At 60.2% G+C, this 19030-nt stretch carries 19 protein-coding genes; 7 read left to right on the forward strand and 12 right to left on the reverse strand.

Going from position 1 to position 19030, the window contains the following annotated elements:
- Positions 1-173: 173 nt before the first annotated feature.
- Positions 174-383 carry a cold-shock protein gene (locus LOY67_RS05410; RefSeq protein ID WP_265066275.1) on the forward strand — a complete coding sequence of 70 codons (210 nt, stop codon included), beginning with the start codon at positions 174-176 and terminating at the stop codon, positions 381-383.
- A gap of 148 nt (positions 384-531) precedes the next feature.
- Here the strand turns inward: LOY67_RS05410 and LOY67_RS05415 are convergent, their stop codons facing one another.
- Genes LOY67_RS05415 through dapE form a run of 3 tightly spaced genes read right to left on the reverse strand, consistent with a single transcriptional unit; the run spans position 532 to position 2918 of the window.
- A complete protein-coding gene (locus LOY67_RS05415; protein WP_024778998.1) occupies positions 532-909 on the reverse strand; it encodes a hypothetical protein in 378 nt (125 codons plus the stop codon).
- Positions 910-957: 48 nt separating this feature from the next.
- Complete coding sequence (locus LOY67_RS05420; RefSeq protein WP_265066276.1) at positions 958-1767, reverse strand: putative RNA methyltransferase; 810 nt, start codon at positions 1765-1767, stop codon at positions 958-960.
- On the reverse strand, positions 1767-2918 hold the full coding sequence (gene dapE / locus LOY67_RS05425; RefSeq protein ID WP_265066277.1) for a succinyl-diaminopimelate desuccinylase: 1152 nt from the start codon (positions 2916-2918) through the stop codon (positions 1767-1769). Before dapE ends, LOY67_RS05420 begins: the two co-directional genes overlap by 1 nt.
- A 234-nt stretch (positions 2919-3152) precedes the next feature.
- On the opposite strand from dapE, the gene tcdA reads away from it, so the two are divergent.
- Positions 3153-3953: a tRNA cyclic N6-threonylcarbamoyladenosine(37) synthase TcdA gene (gene tcdA, locus LOY67_RS05430; protein WP_413776161.1), complete on the forward strand. Its 801-nt coding sequence runs from the start codon at positions 3153-3155 to the stop codon at positions 3951-3953.
- A 44-nt stretch (positions 3954-3997) separates the two neighbouring features.
- Here tcdA and LOY67_RS05435 read toward each other — a convergent pair whose 3' ends face one another.
- The 5 genes from LOY67_RS05435 to LOY67_RS05455 form a co-directional block, all read right to left on the reverse strand.
- Positions 3998-5167 carry an IS4 family transposase gene (locus LOY67_RS05435; protein WP_265064268.1) on the reverse strand — a complete coding sequence of 390 codons (1170 nt, stop codon included), beginning with the start codon at positions 5165-5167 and terminating at the stop codon, positions 3998-4000.
- Positions 5168-5313: 146 nt separating this feature from the next.
- Complete coding sequence (locus tag LOY67_RS05440; RefSeq protein ID WP_265066279.1) at positions 5314-5715, reverse strand: SufE family protein; 402 nt, start codon at positions 5713-5715, stop codon at positions 5314-5316.
- Positions 5712-6917: an aminotransferase class V-fold PLP-dependent enzyme gene (locus LOY67_RS05445; RefSeq protein WP_265066280.1), complete on the reverse strand. Its 1206-nt coding sequence runs from the start codon at positions 6915-6917 to the stop codon at positions 5712-5714. Before LOY67_RS05445 ends, LOY67_RS05440 begins: the two co-directional genes overlap by 4 nt.
- 74 nt (positions 6918-6991) lie before the next feature.
- Entirely contained in the window at positions 6992-8026 is a 1035-nt protein-coding gene (gene dapD / locus LOY67_RS05450; protein ID WP_265066281.1) for a 2,3,4,5-tetrahydropyridine-2,6-dicarboxylate N-succinyltransferase, read from the reverse strand.
- A gap of 33 nt (positions 8027-8059) precedes the next feature.
- Positions 8060-8422 carry an ArsC family reductase gene (locus LOY67_RS05455; RefSeq protein ID WP_041020838.1) on the reverse strand — a complete coding sequence of 121 codons (363 nt, stop codon included), beginning with the start codon at positions 8420-8422 and terminating at the stop codon, positions 8060-8062.
- A gap of 770 nt (positions 8423-9192) precedes the next feature.
- Between LOY67_RS05455 and LOY67_RS05460 the strand changes: the two genes are divergently transcribed.
- On the forward strand, positions 9193-9552 hold the full coding sequence (locus LOY67_RS05460) for a DUF6124 family protein (RefSeq protein WP_265066282.1): 360 nt from the start codon (positions 9193-9195) through the stop codon (positions 9550-9552).
- A gap of 226 nt (positions 9553-9778) precedes the next feature.
- Here the strand turns inward: LOY67_RS05460 and LOY67_RS05465 are convergent, their stop codons facing one another.
- From LOY67_RS05465 to map, 4 genes are all read right to left on the reverse strand, one after another.
- A complete protein-coding gene (locus tag LOY67_RS05465) occupies positions 9779-10081 on the reverse strand; it encodes a helix-turn-helix domain-containing protein (protein WP_265066283.1) in 303 nt (100 codons plus the stop codon).
- 302 nt (positions 10082-10383) lie between these two features.
- Positions 10384-11583 (reverse strand): succinyldiaminopimelate transaminase, encoded by a 1200-nt coding sequence (gene dapC, locus LOY67_RS05470; protein WP_265066284.1) that lies wholly within the window; start codon positions 11581-11583, stop codon positions 10384-10386.
- A gap of 128 nt (positions 11584-11711) precedes the next feature.
- A complete protein-coding gene (locus tag LOY67_RS05475; RefSeq protein WP_265066285.1) occupies positions 11712-14414 on the reverse strand; it encodes a [protein-PII] uridylyltransferase in 2703 nt (900 codons plus the stop codon).
- A 43-nt stretch (positions 14415-14457) separates the two neighbouring features.
- Positions 14458-15240, reverse strand: coding sequence for a type I methionyl aminopeptidase (gene map, locus LOY67_RS05480; RefSeq protein ID WP_053118843.1), 783 nt, complete (start codon positions 15238-15240; stop codon positions 14458-14460).
- 476 nt (positions 15241-15716) lie between these two features.
- Here map and rpsB point away from each other — a divergent pair, with 476 nt between their 5' ends.
- The 4 genes from rpsB (at position 15717) to frr (ending at position 19024) form a co-directional block, all read left to right on the forward strand.
- Complete coding sequence (gene rpsB, locus LOY67_RS05485; protein WP_053145749.1) at positions 15717-16454, forward strand: 30S ribosomal protein S2; 738 nt, start codon at positions 15717-15719, stop codon at positions 16452-16454.
- 193 nt (positions 16455-16647) lie between these two features.
- Positions 16648-17514 (forward strand): translation elongation factor Ts, encoded by an 867-nt coding sequence (gene tsf / locus LOY67_RS05490; protein ID WP_265066286.1) that lies wholly within the window; start codon positions 16648-16650, stop codon positions 17512-17514.
- 212 nt (positions 17515-17726) lie between these two features.
- Positions 17727-18470: a UMP kinase gene (gene pyrH, locus LOY67_RS05495; protein WP_024779012.1), complete on the forward strand. Its 744-nt coding sequence runs from the start codon at positions 17727-17729 to the stop codon at positions 18468-18470.
- A complete protein-coding gene (gene frr / locus LOY67_RS05500) occupies positions 18467-19024 on the forward strand; it encodes a ribosome recycling factor (protein ID WP_265066287.1) in 558 nt (185 codons plus the stop codon). The genes pyrH and frr overlap by 4 nt, the downstream gene beginning before the upstream one ends.
- Positions 19025-19030 lie beyond the last annotated feature (6 nt).

Here is a 19030-nt window from a genome sequence, read left to right on the forward strand (position 1 = left end):
AGCGGCAGGTAGTGTGCCGGATTCGTCGAAAATCGGCAAAAAAGCACCGAAGTAAAGTCAGTTGAGAGTTTTTCCGACTGTCATATACTCGGTCGGCTGATTGCTTCTGACTTCCTCATGGACGGTTGGACGGCAGTGAAAGTTCTTAAAAATAAGAAATGGGAGTGAGCATCATGGCTGCACGCGAGACCGGCAATGTGAAGTGGTTCAACGACGCCAAGGGATACGGTTTTATCCAGCGCGAAGGCGGGCCGGATGTGTTCGTGCACTACCGTGCGATCCGCGGCGACGGCCACCGTTCGTTGACCGAAGGCCAACAGGTCGAATACGCGGTGGTGGAAGGGCAGAAGGGCTTGCAGGCTGAGGATGTGGTGGGGTTGTAGGCCACTCTTCCAACCAACGCAAATCCCCCCTGTGGGAGCGAGCCTGCTCGCGATAGCGGTGTATCAGTCAATACATCATCAACTGACACACCGCTATCGCGAGCAGGCTCGCTCCCACATTTGAACTTGTGAACGACCTGCAACTGCGTCAGGCCGTCTTCCAGGTAATCTCTTCTTCCCCATCGGCACTGATGCGAATCCAGCGATCGGCCGATTCCTCACCTTCCTCTTCCACCCATGAGCCGGGCGCGCAGCGCACTTCGACATTCAGTGCGGCGAACGCGGCGCGGGCGCAGGCGATGTCGTCATCCCACGGGGTCCGGTCGCTTTCCAGGTACAGGCTGTTCCATTTGCCCACGGCCTTGGGCAGCCAGGTCACAGGGATGTCGCCGGCCTTGCACTTGTAGGTCTGGCCTTTCTGCGTCCATTCGCTGCACGGGCCCAGCGCCTGGGTCAGCCAGGCGGCGACGGCCTTGTGGTCGACGTCGGCGTCTTTGAGGTAAATCTCGATATCGGGTTGGCGCATGGATATCCTCACTGCGGTCTTGAAAAATCCATTCGCGGATTTGATAGGTTATTGAAGAACGAAATAATCGTAGCGCATCGACACAGTGACTTCGAACGGCTCGGCCTGCTCGATCACGCTGGCGCGGCGTTCGGCACTGGCGCGCCAGCCGTGAGGCGTCATCGCCAGCAGGTTGGCGCGGTCCTGGCCGCTCTCGAGGATCAGCTTGAACTCGAGGGTTTCGCTGTGCTCCAGCGCCATGCCTGAAGGTACTAGCGCCAGGTGCTTGTCATCGGTGTATTCGCGCACTTCGTCGTACAGGCGTTCGCGCAATTCCATCAGGTGGCCGCGGGTGGGGCCTACTTTCATCAGGCCGCCGCCGGGGCTGAGCAGGCGCTTGGCTTCCTGCCAGTCCAGTGGGCTGAACACGCTCGCGAGGAATTGGCAGCAGCCGTTCGCCAGCGGCACTCGCGCCATGCTGGCGATCAACCAGGTCAGCTGTGGATTGCGTTTGCAGGCGCGCTTGACCGCCTCGCGGGAAATATCCAGGGCATAACCATCGGCAGCGGGCAGCGCGTCGGCGATCTGCGCGGTGTAATAGCCCTCGCCACAACCGATGTCCAGCCAGCGGCCGGGGTTACGCTCAGCCGCCAGTTCGGCCAGGCGGCGGGCGACGGGGGCGTAGTGTCCGGCGTTGAGGAAGTCGCGGCGGGCTTCGACCATGGCCTGGTTGTCGCCGGGGTCGCGGCTGTTCTTGTGCTGTACCGGCAACAGGTTCAGGTAGCCCTGGCGGGCGCGGTCGAACCGATGCCCGGCCGGGCAGGCCACGCCGTTATCCACCGCGTTCAGCGGTTCACTGCAGATTGGACACGCGAGCATCAGGCGAGCAACTTGATCAGCGTCTTGTAGTAGATCTCGGTCAGCACATCGAGATCGGCCGCCAGCACGCGTTCGTTGACCTGGTGGATGGTCGCGTTGACCGGCCCCAGTTCCACCACTTGGGTGCCCATGGTGGCAATGAAACGACCGTCGGACGTGCCGCCGCTGGTGGAGGCCTGGGTTTCGCGACCGGTCACGTCCTTGATACTCGACGACACGGCATCCAGCAGCGCGCCCGGCTCGGTGAGGAACGGCAGGCCGGACAGGGCCCAGTCGATGTGCCAGTCCAGTTGATGTTTGTCGAGAATGTCGGCGACGCGCTGTTGCAGGCCTTCGACGGTGGACTCGGTGGAGAAGCGGAAATTGAACACCGCCACCAGGTCACCCGGGATCACGTTGGTCGCGCCGGTGCCGGCGTTGAGGTTGGAGATCTGGAAACTGGTGGGCGGGAAGAAATCGTTGCCATGGTCCCAATGCTCGGCGGCCAGTTCCGCCAACGCCGGAGCCGCCAGGTGGATCGGGTTCTTCGCCAGGTGCGGGTAGGCCACGTGGCCTTGCTTGCCGCGCACGGTCAGCTTCGCACCGAGGGAGCCGCGACGACCGTTCTTGACCACGTCGCCCACCAAGCTGGTGCTCGACGGCTCGCCGACGATGCACCAGTCCAAGCGCTCCTGACGTGCCTTGAGGCGCTCGACCACGGCCTTGGTGCCGTGGTGAGCCGGGCCTTCTTCGTCGCTGGTGATCAGGAAGGTGATCGAGCCCTTGTGGTCCGGGTAATCGGTGACGAACCGCTCGGCCGCCACCACCATCGCCGCGAGGCTGCCTTTCATGTCCGCCGCGCCACGGCCACAGAGCATGCCCTGGTCGTCGATGACTGCATCGAACGGGTCGAGCTGCCAGGCCTGTACCGGACCGGTCGGCACCACGTCGGTGTGCCCGGCGAAGCACAGCACCGGGCCGTCGTGCTTGCCATGGCTGGCCCAGAAGTTATCCACATCCTCGATGCGCATCGGCTCGAGCTTGAAGCCCGCATCGCCCAGGCGCTGCATCATCAGTTTCTGGCAATCGGCATCCACCGGCGTCACGGACGGACGGCGGATCAGGTCGCAGGCGAGTTGCAGGGTCGGCGAGAGGTCGGCGTGGGCCGTCATGGAAGCTCCGGGAATATAGTGTGAACGCAAGGCGAGTGCTGAGGCGGGCAGGCTCCCGCAAAATGGCGGTTATCTTATAGCAAAACACTAAACCCTGTGGGAGCGAGCTTGCTCGCGATGGCGTCGGATCAGCAGCACTAATATTGACTGACCCACCGCCATCGCGAGCAAGCTCGCTCCCACAATGGTTTTTGGCTGCCCTATAATGCGCGCCGGTTTTTGGGGTAAATGGTCATGAGTACAGAAGATCCACGGTTTGCCGGCATCGCCCGTTTGTATGGCCTCGAAGGCCTGGAGCGCCTGCGGGCGGCCCATGTGGCGATTGTCGGGGTGGGCGGGGTCGGTTCCTGGGCGGCGGAAGCCATGGCCCGGTGCGGCGTGGGCGAGATTTCGCTGTTCGACCTGGACGACGTCTGCGTCAGCAACGCCAACCGTCAGTTGCACGCCCTGGACAGCACCGTCGGCAAACCCAAGGTCGAGGTCATGGCCGAGCGCCTGCGCGGAATCAACCCCGATTGCACGGTGCATGCCGTGGCGGATTTCGTCACCCGCGACACCATGGCCGAATACATCACGCCGAACATCGATTGCGTGATCGACTGCATCGACAGTGTCAACGCCAAGGCCGCGCTGATCGCCTGGTGCAAGCGCCGCAAGATCCAGATCATCACCACCGGCGGCGCGGGCGGGCAGATAGACCCGACGTTGATCCAGGTCTGCGACCTGAACCGGACCTTCAACGATCCGCTGGCCTCGAAAGTGCGCTCGACCTTGCGCCGTGACTACGGTTTTTCCCGCACCGTGACCCGTCACTACAGCGTGCCCTGCGTGTTTTCCACCGAACAGCTGCGCTACCCCAAACCTGACGGCAGCATCTGCTTGCAGAAGAGCTTTGTCGGCGACGGCGTGAAGCTCGACTGCGCCGGCGGGTTTGGCGCGGTGATGATGGTGACGGCGACGTTCGGCATGGTCGCGGCGACCAAGGCTGTGGATAAGATCGTTGCGGGTGTGCGACGGCCGGCTGATAGGACGTGAGATCGTTCCCACGCTCCGCGTCACTAGTGTCCGGTAAAACCTTTTCATAGCTGAAGGCTACCCTGGGCAGCCTTCAGCTCTGTTCGTTCTTGCCTTCGATATCCGCGGTGTGTGTCGCTGAGCGGGCGCTCAAACAAGCTATGAGCCAGCCGGATAGTGAAGTTTGAAAGTGAGTCTGAGCAGGCCGAGCGTTGTTGATACAGGAGCAGCAAAAGGTATGTGATCAGCGCGCTGTAGATTTGTAGACGCACCGCGTTTTCAGAGAATCCGAAGTACCGTTTGAGCTTGAGTTTTTGCTTGATCCACTTGAAGAACAACTCGATCTGCCAGCGCTGCTTGTACAGGTCGGCAATTTCTTCAGCTGAGCGTGAAAAATCATTAGTCACCAGGATCAGCGGCGTTTCGTGATCATCTCGACGAACCTGGACCCGACGTACGGTTTGGTCGTGATAGTGATTTAACCGTCGTGTATTCAGGTGTTTTTTGCCAAATCGCACGGCTTCGTCCGACTCTATGAAGTCGGCATTTTCCCCTCTGTTCAGATCCTCTACGTGATTCACATTGGCATTTTTTTTGAGTCGTGTGACGAAGAACGCCCCCACCTGATCAATCTGGTGCCACCAGTTGTAATCGCAGTATCCCTTGTCGAAAACGTACGTGATGCCTGCTTCAAGCGGCATGGTCAGGGCGTCACTCAGGTCATTGACGTTGGCGGCAGTGATGTTCACGTAAGTGGGTGCTGTTTGTCGTGGATCAATTGCCACATGCACCTTCAGGCCTTGTGTTATGCGGGTTTTCGTCGCAGCGGTCCAGTCGTCGAAGCCGGGACCGCGCAAGGTGATTGAGGTCGAGTCGATCAGCGTGACCATCGCTTCCAGGGACTTGCGCTGCTTGCGGCCAACGCCCTGCAGCAAGTGCTCGCAGGCCAGCCGAAAAGGCTCTGAACTGCGTTTGCTCAAGGCATCACAAAGCGTTGAGCGAACCATGCTGCGAGCGTTGAGATGATAATGGTGAGGTTCCAGCGATTGCGATGCTGTCGCCAAGGCGCGCAGGCTGCTGGCTTGTGTTATCTGACCAAAGATCAGCGTGACGAGCAGATCCCAAGAGCTGAATTGCTTGGCATAACGATCAGCGCCACAGCGTTTGACTGCATTTTTGAACAACTGATGAGGGAGTGCTTGGAGCATTTGTGAAAAGCGAGTGCTGCTGAACATAGCCGGAATCGAGTCTGAAAAAGCCGAGTATCGCTCAAAGGCAGGTACAGCAAGGGGGAGCAAGCTCCCCCTTCAGTTTTTACCGGACACTAGTGACGCTTCCGCGTGGGAACGCCTCTACGGACGCTCCGCGTTCGGCTGCACTGCTAAGTCAGTTGGCGCATCCGCTGCAACACTGCATTCAAACCATTACTGCGCGACGGCGACAGTTGCCGCGAGAGTCCCAACTGATTGAACCAGTCCGGCAAATCCACCTGCTGCAACGCTTCGGCCGACAAACCGTTGACCCGCGCCAGCAACAGCGCCACCAACCCGCGAATCAACCGCGCATCGCTGCCAGCAGCAAACTGCCATTGCCCATCCTGTAACCGCCCCACCAACCACACCTGGCTTTCACAGCCACTCACCAGGTTGGCGTCGCACCTATCCGCCTCGCTCAAGGGCGGCAGGCGTTCGCCCCATTGCATCAGCAGCCGGGCGCGTTGCTCCCAGCCCGAGGCGTCCTGGAAAATCTGCAGTGCCGCGGCGGCATCGGCCGGCAGGTTCATCGCAGCATCTCCAGGGCCGCATCCAGGGCTTCGAAGAAGCGTTCGATATCGGCGGAGTCGTTGTACAACGCCAGCGACACCCGGATCGCCCCCGACAGATGCAAATGCTTGAACAGCGGCATGGCACAGTGATGCCCGGCACGCACGGCGATGCCCTGTTCGGTCAGCAGGTGGGCGAGGTCGGCGTTGTGCACGCCGTCCACCACGAAACTGACCAGCGCCAGCCGTGGATTGCCCACCAGGCGTACACCATTGCGCGCCAGCAGGCCGTGGAGCAGGTAATTGTGCAGCGCCGCCTCATGGTCAATGACATCTTGTGCGTCGAGGGCGGACAGGTAATCCAGGGTTGCCCCCAGGCCGATTACGCTGGCGATGGGCGGGGTGCCGGCTTCGAAACCCAAGGGCGCCGGGCGGAACGTAGCGCTGTGGTAATCGGCCTGCTGCACCATTTCGCCACCGAATTGCCAATGGCGCAGTTCGCGCAGCGCTTCGTTACGGCCGAACAGCACACCCAGCCCTTCGGGGCCGTAGAGCTTGTGGCTGGAAAATACATAGAAATCGCAACCCAGGGCCTGCACATCGTGACGGCCGTGGACCACACCCTGGGCGCCGTCGATGACGGTCAAGGCGCCTTGGGCCTTGGCCATTGCCAATAGCGCCGGCAAGGGTTGCCAGGTGCCAAGCACATTGGACAGTTGGCTCACCGCCAGCAGGCGGGTACGCGGGCCAATGAGCCCAGCGGCAGCGTCGAGGTCGATCACCCCGTCGGCGTCGAGCGGCAGCACCACCAGCGTCACCGAACGGCGTTCGGCCAGTTGCTGCCAGGGCAGCAGGTTGGCGTGGTGCTCCAGGGCGCTGATGACGATTTCATCGCCTGGATTGAACAGATGTTCCAGCCCATAGGCCAGGAGGTTCAGCGCCGAAGTGGCACCGTGGGTAAACACGATCTGCCCGCATTCCCCGGCATTGAGCCATTGCGACACCTTGAGGCGACTGTCTTCGAACGCCTGGGTGGCATGGGCGCCGGGCAGATGCTGCGCACGGTGCACATTGGCCGCGCCGTTGGCGTAGTAATGCGCCAGGGCATCCAGCAGGGCTTGGGGTTTTTGCGTGGTGGCGGCGTTGTCCAGGTAGGTCTGGCCTTGCCGTTGCAGGGCGGCGATGGCCGGGAAGTCGGCGCGCCAGGGAGAAGGAATCAACATGCTTTCGGGCCCTGCCGGGTTACGCGATCCCCTGTGGGGAGCGGACTTGCCCCCACAGGTGACGGTGAAGCGGCTTAGTTATGCGCGTGCAGTGCTTCGTTCAGCTCGATGGCCGACTTGTGGGTCTTGCATTCCACCGCACCGGTCTCCGAGTTGCGACGGAACAGCAGGTCCGGCTGGCCGGCCAGGTCACGGGCCTTGACCACTTTGACCAGTTGGTTGTTCTCGTCCAGCAGTGCGACTTTGGTACCGGCGGTCACGTACAGGCCCGACTCCACGGTGTTGCGGTCGCCCAATGGAATACCGATACCGGCATTGGCGCCGATCAGGCAGCCTTCGCCGACCTTGATCACGATGTTGCCGCCACCCGACAGGGTGCCCATGGTGGAGCAACCGCCGCCCAGGTCCGAGCCCTTGCCGACGAACACGCCAGCCGACACACGGCCTTCGATCATGCCCGGGCCTTCGGTGCCGGCGTTGAAGTTGACGAAACCTTCGTGCATCACGGTGGTGCCTTCGCCCACGTAGGCGCCCAGGCGGATCCGTGCGGCATCGGCGATACGCACGCCGGCCGGAACCACGTAGTCAGTCATTTTCGGGAACTTATCCACCGAGAACACTTCCAGCAGCTCGCCACGCAGACGGGCTTCGAGCTGGTGCTCGGCCAGTTCGCCCAGGTCGATCGCGCCCTGGCTGGTCCAGGCCACGTTCGGCAGCAGCGGGAAAATGCCGGCCAGGTTCAGGCCATGGGGCTTGACCAGGCGATGGGACAACAGGTGCAGCTTGAGGTAGGCCTCGGGGGTGGAGCTCAGTTGCGCATCTTCAGCCAGCAGGGTGGCGACCAGCGGTTTATGGCTTTCGGCCAGACGGGTCAGCAGCGCGGCTTGCGCGGCATCGACGCCCTTGAGGGCTTCAGCCAGTTGCGAGGCCTGGGTGGTGGTGAAGGTGATGGCCTGGTTGCCTTCGCTGTAGCCCAGGATCGGCGCTATAGCTGCGACGATGTCAGCCGAAGGGTTGAGCAGTGGCTGCGCGTAGAACACTTCCAGCCAGGCGCCTTGACGGTTTTGAGTGCCGACGCCGAAGGCCAGGCTGAACAGGGTAGTGGACATGAACATTACCTCAACAAAATGGACTGGGCAGGTTTACTTGATTTCTGCCGCATAGATATCTGGCTTGAAGCCAATCAGGGTTCGGTCACCGAGATCCAGCACCGGGCGCTTGATCATCGAGGGTTGGGCGAGCATCAGTTCGATGGCTTTCGACTGGTCGAGATCGGCTTTGCGTTCGTCGTCGAGCTTGCGAAAGGTCGTACCGGCACGGTTCAACACCACTTGCCAGCCATGCTCGTCGCACCATTGGGTCAGGTGCTCACGGTCGATACCGGCGGTCTTGTAGTCGTGAAAGTCGTAGCGCACAGCGTGGTCATCGAGCCAGGTGCGCGCCTTTTTCATGGTGTCGCAGGCTTTGATGCCGAAAAGGTGCAACGTTTTGCTTGAATCGGTCAAGGAACTGCCCCCTTTGCAGGTGCTGGGAATTAAAGGTGACGGATTATGCCATGACCGGATGGTTTCGCGGCGGCTCAGGTTGATTTGCGGGCTTTCAGGGTAGAGGTAGGCCTTTATGCTTGTGTGAGGTCGCACAGAGAAACATCGCCTTGCTTGGGAGGCAATCCTCGATTCTCCTAAAAAGCAAAGCCGCCCGGAGGCGGCTTCCAATCGATATGCAGATGAGCTTGCTTCGCCCTTTCTGCGCCGCTGGGTCAACCTCGATGGGACCCAGACTCCTGCCAGCTCTCGCTGGTGACGGGGTCGATTATGGCTAGCGGCGATAGCGTATTCAAACCAGCTTGAACTCTCGTCCCAGGGTGAATGAGATCTGTAGGTATACAAAGTAAGCAAAATCAAGGGCTTGGCGTTCGCGGTACGTTTTATGTCTTTTCTTGTCTGAGCAGACAGATAGTCGTCTGTCAGACGCACCGAAGTTTCCGACAAGTTTTTAAGGTTGTCCGTCGGAAGCGAGGGCTCTAGCCTCTGGGTGTCGCTGCCAATTCAGCGACCGGACGTGAGAATCCGAACACCCACTATGCGCATAAGCGCCCGCCATATAAAGTGCAGGCGCGTTTCGTCCATGCTTCGTGTTATGGCGGCTGTGCGCGGGCATGTTTCGACATGGCCGGGTTTTGTGGGTTTGACTCGGATTCTCACCCCGCGTACGGCTGCCACTCTCCAGTCCGTGAGAAGACTTTGTGGCAGCTCCAAAACCCAAGGAGCATCACATGATCAAAGAAACTCCAAATCCTCCAAAACCAGCACCCACTTTCCCCTACGGCGATTACGCCCCCGAAAAGCTGCAAGAAGCTGCTGATCGTGCGCTGGATCATTACCTCAAGCCTGACGACAACGAGTCAGACCCTGAATCCTCTACGCAGTTGTTCATTGTGGCGGACAGTGTCGACACTGAAGTTCTGCTAGCCAACCTCAGCGAAACCCTGGCCTCGGCCAATGCCATGCTGAGTGACCTGGCTTTCGAGCTGGCCGGCTCGCGGCGGCATGTGGCGTTGGGGGTGGTACAGATGATTGAGTTGGGGGCACTGTTGGCGGACAAGGCTTTGGACCGGGTAGAGGTTCGGGCCTGATGCAATAAGTGCCGGCCTCATCGCGAGCAGGCTCGCTCCCACAGTGGATAGATGTATTCACAAGACTTGTGATCGACACCGGACCCTGTGGGAGCGAGCCTGCTCGCGATTGCGGTATGTCAGTTGTTGCATAGGCAACTGCACTGACGCCTTCGCGAGCAAGCCCCCACGAAGTTTTAGTGTCGCTACCGGAGGTTGTGAGCGCCACTGATCCAGCATCTGGGCGTTATGCGTGTGCTTCTTCCCGCACCGGCACCAATTTCACTTCCACTCGCTGGCCCAGCGCACGCGCTGCGCTGGCAAGCGTTGCCAGTGTCATTCCCGCATCGTTCTGGTCGAGCGCACGATCAACCGCGGTGCGACTGGTGTGCATCCGCTCTGCCAAGGCTTTTTTGGTGACTTTCTGGAGCTTCATTACTTCGGCAAGCTGCCAGGAGATAACACGCTTGAGCGCAGCAGCGGAAACCTCTTCAGCAATGCCTTGCTCGGCGAGGAAGTCATCAAAATCAGATCCAATATGCTTGTTCATTTGCGGTACCTCAGTCATCAGTGAAATGTACCGAAATAGGTGCGTTGCGCAACCGGCGCGTTGCGGAAATTTTGTTCGGTGAGTTCCCGAATGCTGTGGCCGCTCGCTATCCAGTGTGTGCGAGCTTGCTCGCGGTAATCGACCGGGCAACGCATAAATGTCTGTGAAAACAAAATTGTGGCGAGGGGATTTATCCCCGCTGGGCTGCGAAGCAGCCCTTAAACTGGTGTGTCAGGCAAATTGAGTTGACTGCTTTGGGGCCGCTTCGCAGCCCAGTGGGGATAAATCCCCTCGCCACAACATCACCCGCGACGCTGGATGAATGCCCGAATCCGCTCGGCCGCTTCCACGCACTCAGCCAGTGGTGCGACCAAGGCCATGCGCACGCGCCCGGCGCCTGGGTTTACCCCATCCACGTCACGGGACAGGTAGGAACCCGGCACCACGGTCACATGCTCCTGTTCGAACAGGTCCCGGCAGAACGCTGCATCATCGCCCGCCACGTTTGGCCACAGATAGAAGCTGCCGTCAGGGCGTTGCACGTCCAGCACCGGACTGAGGATCTCCAGCACGGCGTCGAACTTCTCCCGGTACAGCGTCCGGTTGGCCCGTACGTGTTCTTCGTCGTTCCACGCGGCGATGCTCGCCAGTTGGGTCTGCACCGGCATCGCGCAGCCGTGATAGGTGCGATATAGCAGGAAACCCTTGAGGATGTCCGCGTCGCCGGCCACGAAACCGGAGCGCAGGCCTGGCAGGTTGGAGCGTTTGGACAGGCTGTGGAACACCACGCAGCGCTTGAAGTCCTGGCGGCCGAGTTCGACGCAAGCGCTGAGCAGGCCCGGTGGCGGGGTCTGTTCGTCGAAGTACAGTTCGCTGTAGCACTCGTCCGCGGCGATCACGAAGTCGTGCTCGTCGGCCAGGGCGATGAGTTTCTTCAGCACGTCCACCGGAATCAGGGCGCCGGTCGGGTTGCCAGGGGAGCACAGGAACAGGATCTGGCAGCGTTTCCAGATGTCCGCCGAGACGGCGTCGAAGTCCGGGTTGAAGCCGTTCTCGTCCAGGCACGGCAGGTAGTGCGGCTTGGCCCCGGCCAGGAACGCCGCGCCTTCATAGATTTGATAGAAAGGGTTCGGGCTGACCACCAGCGCGTCGTCGCCACGGTTGACCACGGTCTGGGTGAAGGCGAACAGCGCTTCCCGGGTGCCATTGACCGGCAGCACATGGCGCGCCGGGTCGAGCCAACCGTTCGGCACGCTGAAGCGTCGCTCGCACCAGCCGGTGATGGCTTCACGCAAGGCCGGGATGCCCAGTGTGGTTGGATAAACAGCCATCTGATCCAGATTGGCGGCCAGGGCCTCGGCGACGAAGCTGGGGGAGCGGTGCTTGGGTTCGCCGATGGACAGGGCAATCGGCCGCTTGTCCGGGTTAGGCGTGACGCTGCCCAGCAGGGCGCGGAGCTTCTCGAACGGGTAGGGCTGCAACTGGTTCAGGGCGTTGTTCATTGGGGGCCTCGTTCAATGTCGGACTGTGGGAGCGAGCCTGCTCGCGATAGCGTTGGGGCAGGCGATATCAATGCTGAATGTCGCGCCGCCATCGCGAGCAGGCTCGCTCCCACAGGGAATTCATAGGGTCAGATGTTGATGCGTGTCAGGTGAGCATCGGGTTCCTGGTTGACGCTCAAATGCTGGACGATCGCGTCCTGCAGGCGACTGCACAACAGCGGGTCGGACAGCGGCTGGTTATGGGCGTCGGTGATGAAGAAGACGTCTTCTACCCGCTCGCCGAGGGTGGCGATCTTGGCGTTCTGCAACGACAGGTCGAACTCCAGGAAAATATGACCGACCCGCGCCAGTAGCCCGGGACGGTCCGGGGCGCTGAGCTCCAGCACGGTGATCTGGCGCTGGGCATCGTTGTGGATCGTCACCTGCGGGGCGAACGCGAAGTGCTTGAGCTGGCGTGGCACCCGCCGCTGGATGATGGTCGGGTAATCCGCCGGGTTGCGCAGGGCTTCGGTGAGGCCGTCGCGAATCTGCTTGACCCGCATCGGGTTGTCGCCAATCGAATCGCCGTCGGTGTCGAGCACGATGTAGGTGTCGAGGGTGAACTGGCTGCTGGAGGTGATAATCCGAGCATCGTGGATGTTGAGGTTGAGCTGGTCCATCGCGGCCACGGTCACGGCGAAGAAGTCGTGCTGGTCCGGGGCGTAGATGAAGATCTGCGTGCCGCCCTCGAACTCGCGCTGGGTGGTTTCCTTGATCAACACCAACGGCCCGCCATCGGCCGGTTGCTGCAGGATCGCGTCGCTGTGCCAGGCCACGTCGCCGGCAGTGTGGCGCAGGAAATAATCATCGCCCAATTGCGACCAGAGCTGCTCGACGTCGTCCGGGTCGGTGCCACCGCGCACCAGGATGTCCAGGGCGGCGCTTTGGGTACGACGGATCTGCTCCTCGCGGTCCACCGGATTTTCCAGGCCGCGACGCAAAGCCCGCTTGGTCTCGGTGTAAAGCTGGCGCAACAGGCTGGCCCGCCAGGAGTTCCACAGGCTCGGGTTGGTGGCGTTGATGTCGGCCACCGTCAGCACGTAGAGATAATCCAGGCGGATTTCATCGCCGACGATCTGGGCAAAGTCATGGATCACTTGCGGGTCGGACAAGTCCTTGCGCTGGGCGGTAGTCGACATGACCAGGTGGTTCTGCACCAGCCAGACGATCAGCCGGCTGTCCCACACCGGCAATTGGTGCCGCTGGCAGAACGCCTCGGCATCCACTGCGCCGACTTCCGAGTGATCGCCCTGGCGACCCTTGCCGATGTCGTGGTACAGCCCGGCCATGTAGATCAGCTCAGGCTTGGGCAGCTTGCCCATGAGCTTGCTGGCCAACGGGAATTTTTCCGAGACCTGGGTGTATTGCAACTTACGCAGGTGCTTGATCAGGTTCAGGGTGTGGGCATCGACGGTATAGATGTGGAACAGGTCGTGCTGCATCTGCCCGACGATAAAGCCGAACTCCGGCAGGTAGCGCCCGAGAATGCCGTAGCGGTTCATCCGTCGCAGGTTGCGGTGTACGCCGATCTTGCACTTGAACAGCTCGATGAACAGGCTGGTGTTGCGGATGTCATTGCGGAAATCGTCATCGATCAGGTGACGGTTTTCCCGCAGCAGGCGGATGGTATCGGCGCGTACACCCTTGATTTCCGGCTGCTGGGCCATGAGCACGAAGATCTCGAGCATGGCGAAGGGGGTACGGCGGAACACGTTGGCATTGCGTGCTTCGATGTACCCGTCGTGCAACTGGAACCGGGCGTTGATCGGCTGCGGCGGCGCCGTGTCTTCCGGCGCGAGAATGACTTCCTCGAAGTGCTGGATGATCAGTTCGCTGAGCTGGGCGATGCTCATCACCACCCGGTAGTACTGCTGCATGAAGTTTTCGATGGCCTGCTTGGCATCCTGGCCTTCGAAACCCAGCAGGCCCGCGATGGAGCGCTGGTGATCGAACAGCAAGCGGTCTTCGGAACGCCCGGCGAGCATGTGCAAGGCATAGCGGACCTTCCACAAGAACTCCTGGGAAGACGCCAGCAAGGCATTTTCGCTTTCCACCAGGAACCCCTCGCCGGCGAGGTTGCGCAGGTTCAGCGTGCCGTACTGGCGGCGGGCAACCCACAGGATCGTCTGGATGTCCCGCAACCCGCCGGGTGAGCCCTTGACGTTGGGTTCCAGGTTGTATTCGGTGTCGTTGTACTTGTGGTGACGGGCCTTCTGCTCGGCGCGCTTGGCCAGGAAGAAGTCCTTGCTCGGCCACATGTGCGCCGTGCTGGTCACGTCGAGCATGCGCTGGCGCAGCCGTTCGGGGCCGGCAATGGTGCGACTCTCCATCAGGTTGGTCACCACCGTCAGGTCAGCGCGGGCTTCATCGGCGCATTCCTGCACCGAGCGCACGCTCTGGCCGACTTCCAGGCCAATGTCCCACAGCAGCGTCAGGAAACGCTCGATGGAGTCGCGGAAGATCTCGTGATCGGCATTGTCCAGCAGGATCAGCAGGTCGATGTCGGAGTAGGGGTGCAGCTCGCCACGCCCGTAGCCGCCCACCGCCACCAGGGCGATGTCGGCGTCCAGGCTCCAGTCGAACTGCTCCCAGGCCTTGTGCAGGATGTTGTCGACGAACCAGGCGCGGTCCTCGATCAGCCGACGGATGTCCCGGCCATCGCGAAAGCGCTGGTCGAGTACTTCGTGGGCCTGGCGGATCGCCTTCTTGAAGGCCGAGATGGGGCTTGCCTTCAGGGCCAGTTCAGCCTGGAACTGGCCGCGGTCGAAGAGTTCGGGATCCACCTGCGGCATCGAATGGCTTTCCTTTCTATCTATAGCTGTACGCTGGTTTCGCTCAGGCGGAAACGCGAGCAATGGTGTCATCGCTGCGCAGGGTGAAGATCTCGTACCCGGTCTCGGTCACCAGCAGGGTGTGCTCCCACTGGGCCGACAGCTTGCGGTCCTTGGTGATGGCGGTCCAGCCGTCGCCCAACACCTTGGTGTCGGCGCGCCCCTGGTTGATCATCGGTTCGATGGTGAAGGTCATGCCCGCCTGGAGCTCCATGCCGGTGCCGGCACGGCCGTAGTGCAGGATCTGCGGTTCTTCGTGGAAGACCTTGCCAATGCCGTGGCCGCAGAATTCACGCACCACCGAAAAACCATTCTTCTGTGCGTGTTTCTGGATCACTTCGCCGATATCCCCCAGGCGGCAGCCCGGCTTCACCAGCTCGATGGCCATGTACATGCATTCCTGGGTGACTTTCGACAGGCGCTGGGCCCACTCCGGCACGTTGCCGACATGGAACATGCGGCTGGTGTCGCCGTGATAGCCATCCTTGATCACGGTGACGTCGATGTTCAGCGTGTCGCCATCCTTCAACGGTTTCTCGTTGGGAATGCCGTGGCAGACCACATGGTTGATCGAGGTGCAGATCGACTTCGGGAAGCCTTTGTAGTTGAGCGGGGCGGGAATGGCTTTCTGCTCGTTGACGATGTAGTCATGGCAGATGCGGTCCAGCTCTTCGGTGGTCACGCCCGGCTTGACGTAATCGGCGATCATTTCCAGCACTTCGGCGGCAAGTTTGCCGGCGACACGCATTTTTGCGATGTCCTCGGGTGTCTTGAGGGTGACGGTCATACAGGCTCTCTTTGCGCCCGGCGGCGCTGTTCGAAACAAAATGGGCGGCGGAAGAGGATCCGGGCGGCCCTGAAAGAGGCGATTCTAACAGACGATCGGGGCAAAGAACCCTCCAGCCTGGAACTCTGTGATCAGGGGGCTTATCTGCCGGGGCTGTTGTAAGGGCTGGCGAAGTCTGCGATTTTTTGATTTTTCACTTGAGGCTCAAGGGTCGGTGGAAAGATCGCAGCCTCGCTTCGCTCGACAGCTCCTACGGCAGTCCGGCGGGATAAATCCCTTGGCATACAGGTTTTCAGAATCCGGGTTCCGTTTTCGCCCTTGCTGTGGTATAAAATGCGCCGCTTTCCGGGGATGACCCCGTGAGCTTAAATCCACACACGTGTCGACACGATGACCTGGGTGCCTTTGGCTTTATATAGCCGCTGGTTGGTCATTGGGATACGTGGAGGCCAAACCCGACTTATCAAGGAACTATCATGTCCCAAGTCAACATGCGCGATATGCTGAAGGCCGGTGTGCACTTCGGTCACCAGACCCGTTACTGGAACCCGAAAATGGGTAAGTACATTTTCGGCGCGCGTAACAAGATCCACATCATCAACCTTGAAAAAACCCTGCCGATGTTCAACGAAGCACTGACCTTCGTAGAGCGCCTGGCCCAGGGCAAAAACAAGATTCTGTTCGTTGGCACCAAGCGTTCCGCCGGCAAGATCGTTGCTGAAGAAGCAGCACGTTGCGGTTCGCCGTACGTCGATCACCGCTGGTTGGGCGGCATGCTGACCAACTTCAAGACCATCCGCGCTTCCATCAAGCGTCTGCGTGATCTTGAAGTCCAGTCCGAAGACGGTACTTTCGCCAAGCTGACCAAGAAAGAAGCGCTGATGCGTTCTCGCGATCTTGAGAAGCTGGACCGCTCCCTGGGTGGTATCAAGGACATGGGCGGTCTGCCTGACGCGCTGTTCGTGATCGACGTTGACCACGAGCGCATCGCGATCACCGAAGCCAACAAGCTGGGTATCCCGGTCATCGGCGTTGTCGATACCAACAGCAGCCCGGAAGGCGTTGACTACATCATCCCAGGCAACGATGACGCCATCCGCGCCATCCAGCTGTACATGGGTTCGATGGCTGACGCTGTTATCCGTGGTCGCAACAACGTTCAAGGCGGCACCGAAGTCTTCGCTGAAGAAGCTCCGGCAGCAGCCGCTGAGTAATTGACGCCCTGGCGTTGACTCAGTAAGCAAAAAGGGGGCTTGGCCCCCTTTTTGCCACCTCGAAAACCATCTGTCGCCTGCGCAGCTACCTGTTTGTCATCTGCCGCGGTCTATAAACAGTGGTTTTCAGGAAGAATTGATCGCCCGTTCGATCGGGTGGAATGGTTGAAAACCTATCCAAGAGGATTTTGAAATGGCAGAGATTACTGCAGCGTTGGTCAAAGAACTGCGCGAGCGTACTGGCGAAGGCATGATGGACTGCAAGAAAGCCTTGACCAAGGCTGGCGGCGACATCGAGAAAGCCATTGATGACATGCGTGCTTCGGGCGCCATCAAGGCTGCCAAGAAGGCTGGCAACGTTGCCGCTGAAGGCGCCATCGCCGTCAAGGACAACGGTAAAGCCGCTGTTCTGCTGGAAGTGAACTCCCAGACCGACTTCCTGGCTCTGCAGGACGACTTCAAGGCATTCGTCGCTGCCAGCGTCGAAAAAGCCTTCGCTGACAAACTGACCGACGCAGCTCCGCTGATCGAAGCTCAGGAACAAGCGCGCCTGGTTCTGGTTGGCAAGACCGGTGAGAACGTCAACATCCGTCGTCTGGTTCGCGTTGAAGGTGACGTCGTCGGTACTTACCTGCACGGCAACAAGATCGGCGTGGCTGTTGTCCTCAAGGGCGGCGACACCGAGCTGGCGAAAGACATCGCCATGCACGTGGCAGCGACCAACCCTGAATTCCTGCTGCCTTCGGACGTTTCGGCCGAAGCGATCGAGCGCGAAAAAGGCGTTTTCCTGCAACTGAACGAAGAGAAGCTCAAGGGCAAGCCAGCCGACATCGCCGAGAAGATGGTGGCTGGTCGTATCTCCAAGTTCCTGGCCGAAGCCAGCCTGGTTGAGCAGGCGTTCGTCAAGAACCCTGAAGTCAAGGTCGGTGACCTGGCGAAGAAAGCCGGTGCTGAAATCGTTTCCTTCACCTACTTCAAAGTAGGCGATGGCATCGAGAAGCCGGTCGACAACTTCGCTGAAGAAGTTGCCGCCCAGGTAGCTGCTGCCAGCAAGCAATAAGACAGGTTTTACAACTGTCGCCCAGAAGAGGCTGCCCGCTCACGCGCGCAGCCTCTTTTTGGATGAGGATGCCGATTTTTATTGGTTTCCTGTCGGAACTGGCTTACAAAGCCGTGTTCCGATGGCGCTGTGTCAGCGTCACGCTAGAGTGAGTGCAGGCTGCAAACAGTCTGCCAGGAATTTTCGTAAATACGCCGCAGGAGAGATTCGCAATGGCTCAGCAGGGCAGTGGTTATCAGGCTCGCTATAAACGCATTCTACTCAAGCTTAGCGGCGAGGCCCTGATGGGCTCCGAAGAGTTCGGGATCGATCCGAAAGTGCTGGATCGCATGGCCCTCGAAGTGGGTCAATTGGTCGGGATCGGCGTTCAGGTCGGCCTGGTCATCGGCGGCGGCAACCTGTTCCGTGGTGCAGCGCTGAGCGCGGCCGGCATGGATCGGGTCACAGGCGACCACATGGGCATGCTGGCCACTGTGATGAACGCCCTGGCTATGCGCGACGCGCTGGAGCGTGCCAATATCTCGGCCATCGTGATGTCGGCCATTTCCATGGTCGGCGTGACCGATCACTACGATCGCCGTAAAGCCATGCGCCACCTCAATGCCAAGGAAGTGGTTATTTTTGCCGCTGGTACCGGTAATCCGTTCTTTACCACGGATTCGGCGGCTTGCCTGCGAGCGATCGAGATCGATGCCGATGTCGTGCTCAAGGCGACCAAGGTCGATGGTGTCTACACCGCCGACCCGTTCAAGGACCCCCATGCCGAGAAGTTCGATCATCTGACCTACGATGAAGTGCTGGATCGCAAGCTGGGTGTGATGGATCTGACGGCTATCTGTCTGTGCCGTGACCACAAGATGCCGTTGCGTGTCTTCAACATGAACAAACCCGGCGCCCTGCTGAATATCGTGCATGGTGGCGCCGAAGGAACCCTGATCGAGGAAGTTCAACAATGATCAACGAAATCAAGAAAGACGCTGAACAGCGCATGCAGAAGTCCCTGGAGTCGCTGAATCACGCGTTTGGCCAGATTCGTACCGGCAAAGCACACCCGAGCATCCTGGGTAGCGTGATGGTCCCTTACTACGGCGCCGATACTCCGATCAGTAGCGTTGCCAACGTTACCGTGAAGGATTCGCGGACCCTGCAAGTCGTCGCTTTCGAGCGCAACATGCTCGCGGCGGTTGACAAGGCTATCCAGAGCGCCGGCCTGAACCTCAACCCGACCAACCTGGGTGAGCTGCTGCTGATCTCCATGCCTGCCCTGACCGAAGAAACCCGCAAGGGCTTCACCAAGCAGGCGCGCAGCGCGGCCGAGGACGCTCGGGTCGCCGTGCGCAACATTCGGCGCGACGCCCTGGGCGAGTTGAAGAAACTGGCCAAGGACAAGGAAATCAGCGAAGACGAAGAGCGGCGCGCAGCGGCCGATATCCAGAAACTGACCGACAGGGCAGAGGCTGACATCGATGCGGCGACCAAGCAAAAAGAAGCGGACCTGATGGCCGTATAAGGGTCT

This window comes from Pseudomonas sp. B21-056 (assembly GCF_026016325.1).
Lineage (GTDB): Bacteria > Pseudomonadota > Gammaproteobacteria > Pseudomonadales > Pseudomonadaceae > Aquipseudomonas.

Coding starts and splice junctions, on each gene's coding strand:
- LOY67_RS05410 (WP_265066275.1), top strand. CDS start 174: ATGGCTGCACGCGAGACCGGCAATGTGAAGTGGTTCAACGACGCCAAG.
- LOY67_RS05415 (WP_024778998.1), bottom strand. CDS start 909: ATGCGCCAACCCGATATCGAGATTTACCTCAAAGACGCCGACGTCGAC.
- LOY67_RS05420 (WP_265066276.1), bottom strand. CDS start 1,767: ATGCTCGCGTGTCCAATCTGCAGTGAACCGCTGAACGCGGTGGATAAC.
- dapE (WP_265066277.1), bottom strand. CDS start 2,918: ATGACGGCCCACGCCGACCTCTCGCCGACCCTGCAACTCGCCTGCGAC.
- tcdA (WP_413776161.1), top strand. CDS start 3,153: ATGAGTACAGAAGATCCACGGTTTGCCGGCATCGCCCGTTTGTATGGC.
- LOY67_RS05435 (WP_265064268.1), bottom strand. CDS start 5,167: ATGTTCAGCAGCACTCGCTTTTCACAAATGCTCCAAGCACTCCCTCAT.
- LOY67_RS05440 (WP_265066279.1), bottom strand. CDS start 5,715: ATGAACCTGCCGGCCGATGCCGCCGCGGCACTGCAGATTTTCCAGGAC.
- LOY67_RS05445 (WP_265066280.1), bottom strand. CDS start 6,917: ATGTTGATTCCTTCTCCCTGGCGCGCCGACTTCCCGGCCATCGCCGCC.
- dapD (WP_265066281.1), bottom strand. CDS start 8,026: ATGTCCACTACCCTGTTCAGCCTGGCCTTCGGCGTCGGCACTCAAAAC.
- LOY67_RS05460 (WP_265066282.1), top strand. CDS start 9,193: ATGATCAAAGAAACTCCAAATCCTCCAAAACCAGCACCCACTTTCCCC.
- LOY67_RS05465 (WP_265066283.1), bottom strand. CDS start 10,081: ATGAACAAGCATATTGGATCTGATTTTGATGACTTCCTCGCCGAGCAA.
- dapC (WP_265066284.1), bottom strand. CDS start 11,583: ATGAACAACGCCCTGAACCAGTTGCAGCCCTACCCGTTCGAGAAGCTC.
- LOY67_RS05475 (WP_265066285.1), bottom strand. CDS start 14,414: ATGCCGCAGGTGGATCCCGAACTCTTCGACCGCGGCCAGTTCCAGGCT.
- map (WP_053118843.1), bottom strand. CDS start 15,240: ATGACCGTCACCCTCAAGACACCCGAGGACATCGCAAAAATGCGTGTC.
- rpsB (WP_053145749.1), top strand. CDS start 15,717: ATGTCCCAAGTCAACATGCGCGATATGCTGAAGGCCGGTGTGCACTTC.
- tsf (WP_265066286.1), top strand. CDS start 16,648: ATGGCAGAGATTACTGCAGCGTTGGTCAAAGAACTGCGCGAGCGTACT.
- pyrH (WP_024779012.1), top strand. CDS start 17,727: ATGGCTCAGCAGGGCAGTGGTTATCAGGCTCGCTATAAACGCATTCTA.
- frr (WP_265066287.1), top strand. CDS start 18,467: ATGATCAACGAAATCAAGAAAGACGCTGAACAGCGCATGCAGAAGTCC.